The following is a 3020-nucleotide window of genomic DNA, read 5'->3' on the forward strand; positions in this document are numbered from 1 at the left end:
CGGAAAAAACGAATCTAAATCAAGTGTATTCATAAGAAATCTCCATACCTTTAATACAAGTATTATACTATAAATTGATGAGATTTCCTATATTAAAAACGGATAATTGCGGAAGAACCTCCTGCACAAGAATATGCACTTATATTTAGAACCTCACATAAGCCTTTCAGTTCTAAATCGGAAACATATCTTTGGTAAGTCTCAATTCGGGTAATTACATTATTATCCAGATTATAGCCTGCCAGCTGAAGCAAGGTGGCCAAATCTCTCTGGGATAAGGAGCGTTCTTTTGACATAATCCGTTCCTTTTCGATAAGATTGTCGAAATGTTTTTGTTTCAGTTTTTGCACTTTTGTTGATTCTATACGAGAAATGTTATTAAAGAAGAGGAGTGTATGATAGATACAGATTAAAGACGGAAGACATATGATTACGGAGAAAAGGTTGTCCTTGAAGATCAGAAAAATTAGAGGGTTTGGTCTTCGTAATGTAAAGTTAATCTTGAAAAAGTTCTTCAATGGAAACATTTAACACTTTGGCAAGGCCGTATAATTCTATATCTGTGACGGTACGGCTTTGGTCTTCTATCCGTGAAATAGAACCACGGCAAATGTAAATAGCTAAGATTTCCAGTTTGTTGGATAATTCCTGCTGACTGAGATTTTGCTTTTTTCTTAAATTTTTCACTTTTTTTCCAACTAAATTTTTATTTTGGCTATCAATTATTCTCGGCATATTCCCTCTTTAAAAGTTTATGTCTTGTAATAGGACAAACACAATGATATAATAAAAGTCACAAAATGTTGTCCTATAATAAGACAAAAAATTATTTTAATAAGGGTAATAAATGGAAATATCTCAAATATCTAAAATTTCACAGTCTGATTTTGCAAAATTAAATTTCCTGAAAGCTGAATAAAAATTATATTTTACTTTACTAGTTGGAATAAATATACAAGGCTGAAGTTTGCGGAAATATTCAGTAAATAATTAGCTTATACGTGGGGGATAAATGGAGTTTCGTGAGTTTATAGATCGTTCTTTACAGAACAGTAAAGAAGAAGACAGTAAGAAAAATAGCCATAAAGAAATATTGCAGGGTTATACAATAGCAAATCAGCCCATTCCTCAAATTGATAAGGCGTATATCACTTTTAATTCGAAAGATGGCAGTAGTTTCTCATTAAATAAATCACTGCTTTCGAGGCATATATTGCTGCTGGGTGGTATTGGAGTTGGCAAAACGAATACATTCAATCATCTGTTAAGGGATTTGTTTGGGAAGGATATCGAAGAAGTTAAGGATAATGTTACGGTTATCTTTGATACGAAGGGGGATTTTTTTAAGGAATTTTATTCCCCGGGAGATATTGTGATTGCAAATGGAAAAGAGTATGAAAACACAACCTGTTATTGGAATGTTTTTGAGGATATAAAAGCTGCTGGTGATGAAGAGTCTCAGGAATTAATGTGCAGAGAAATTGCGAAAGCGCTATTCAGTGATCGTAAGTCTGCATCTCAACCATTTTTTTCTAATGCTGCGGCAGATATTTTTGCAAAGACATTGATTCATTTTCTTAGGACACAAAAAAGATTTGATGAAGAGGGACATAATACAAACGTTCTTAATAATTATGAGTTGATTAAGTTTTTGCAGCAGGCCTCGGTTCAGCATTTTATAAAAATGTGTAAAAAATATCCGGATTTTAAAGGAACGTTATCTTATTTCGGAGATGGATCCAGTAATCAGGCATTAGGTGTTTTTGGCGAATTAAATTCTATGTTAAATGATTATTTCATCGGAGTTTTTGCGAAGAAAGCTCCTGTTGGAAGAGAATTTTCCATGAGAAACAGCATCCGCAAAAAGGGCAATCAGAAAATCTTTATTGAATACGATCTTACCGTTGGCGAAACATTGACGCCGATGTATCGTCTGCTTATTGATTTAGCATTGAAAGAAGCGCTGGGGCGCAGTCATTCTGCCGGCGATGTATACATGATTATTGACGAGTTCAAACTTCTGCCCAAACTTCAACATATAGATGATGCACTGAACTTTGGAAGAAGCCTTGGGATTAAGGTAGTGGCAGGGATTCAGAATATTACACAGCTGTATGATATATACGGAGAAAGCCGGGGCGCAGTGATTGCATCTGGTTTTTCAAATCTATTTGCCTTTAAGACAATTGACGCGGAGTCGCGGGATTATGTAAGTAAAGTATTCGGAAAGAATTACTATAGTATGAGCTATTTTAATTCAGCCGGAGAGTTTGTTGATGAAAATAGAGAAGGTCACAGCGTTGAAGATTGGGAACTGATGGATCTGGGAATTGGACGTGCTGTTGTCGGACTTGCAAATTACAGACCATTTTATTTCTCTTTCGAAGAATATATAAGCAGCAGAGAGGGGTAAAGTATGGCTGTAAATTATGATCGGCAAAATGAACAACTAAAAGGCATTCAATATCAGAAGGCCAGAGTTGACAGGATTGTTTCAGGGCTGGATTTTAATGACAACTGCATTGTGACAGGCGGTATAGATGTTACATTCCGTAACGGTGCAAAAGTAGCTAATCGAAAATTGATTTTGGAAAATATAATCGAGCGGCTGGTAAGAGAGAATAACAGAGCTGTAGTGGTGTTTTATAAGAGTCCTTATCTTATAAACCAATTTTCAGAGTGGTACAGAACACAGAACATCAGAAGAAAATGCAGCGTGATTAGCAGTTCTGTGATTGTACACAGCACAAATGGAGATAATCGGTGTTTAGCGCCATTTCGCGGAATGTCAACGGAAGAGATTATTTACACTGTTAAAACAATGTCTGCATTTATGAATATTCCTTTCGATCAGTATTCGGAAACATTTTTTGAATATTTATTATCGCTTATCCACGAAACAAAATATCCTTTAGATTTTGAAAACATTATGGTGCTTATTTCGTAAGTAGGTAATCATCCGTATCTTCAAATCCCTTCCATCATTTGATAAGATGTTCTCAAATGATGGAGGTGATACC

The 3020-nt window shown here is 35.2% G+C and carries 4 protein-coding genes; 2 read left to right on the forward strand and 2 right to left on the reverse strand.

Annotated elements, in window-relative coordinates:
- Nucleotides 1–92: 92 nt before the first annotated feature.
- Together B5F53_RS19345 and B5F53_RS19350 are read right to left on the reverse strand one after the other, a co-directional pair.
- Complete coding sequence (locus B5F53_RS19345; RefSeq protein WP_087227110.1) at nucleotides 93–296, reverse strand: helix-turn-helix transcriptional regulator; 204 nt, start codon at nucleotides 294–296, stop codon at nucleotides 93–95.
- Nucleotides 297–495: 199 nt separating this feature from the next.
- Nucleotides 496–735, reverse strand: a complete 240-nt coding sequence (locus B5F53_RS19350; protein WP_087227112.1) for a helix-turn-helix domain-containing protein — start codon at nucleotides 733–735, stop codon at nucleotides 496–498.
- A gap of 277 nt (nucleotides 736–1012) precedes the next feature.
- Here B5F53_RS19350 and B5F53_RS19355 point away from each other — a divergent pair, with 277 nt between their 5' ends.
- Together B5F53_RS19355 and B5F53_RS19360 are read left to right on the forward strand one after the other, a co-directional pair.
- Nucleotides 1013–2413 (forward strand): type IV secretory system conjugative DNA transfer family protein, encoded by a 1401-nt coding sequence (locus B5F53_RS19355; RefSeq protein ID WP_087227114.1) that lies wholly within the window; start codon nucleotides 1013–1015, stop codon nucleotides 2411–2413.
- Nucleotides 2414–2416: 3 nt separating this feature from the next.
- Nucleotides 2417–2947: a hypothetical protein gene (locus tag B5F53_RS19360; RefSeq protein ID WP_087227116.1), complete on the forward strand. Its 531-nt coding sequence runs from the start codon at nucleotides 2417–2419 to the stop codon at nucleotides 2945–2947.
- Nucleotides 2948–3020: the final 73 nt, after the last annotated feature.

Origin of the sequence: Blautia sp. An249 (assembly GCF_002159835.1) — a bacterium.
Taxonomy (GTDB): Bacteria; Bacillota; Clostridia; order Lachnospirales; family Lachnospiraceae; genus Blautia_A; species Blautia_A avistercoris.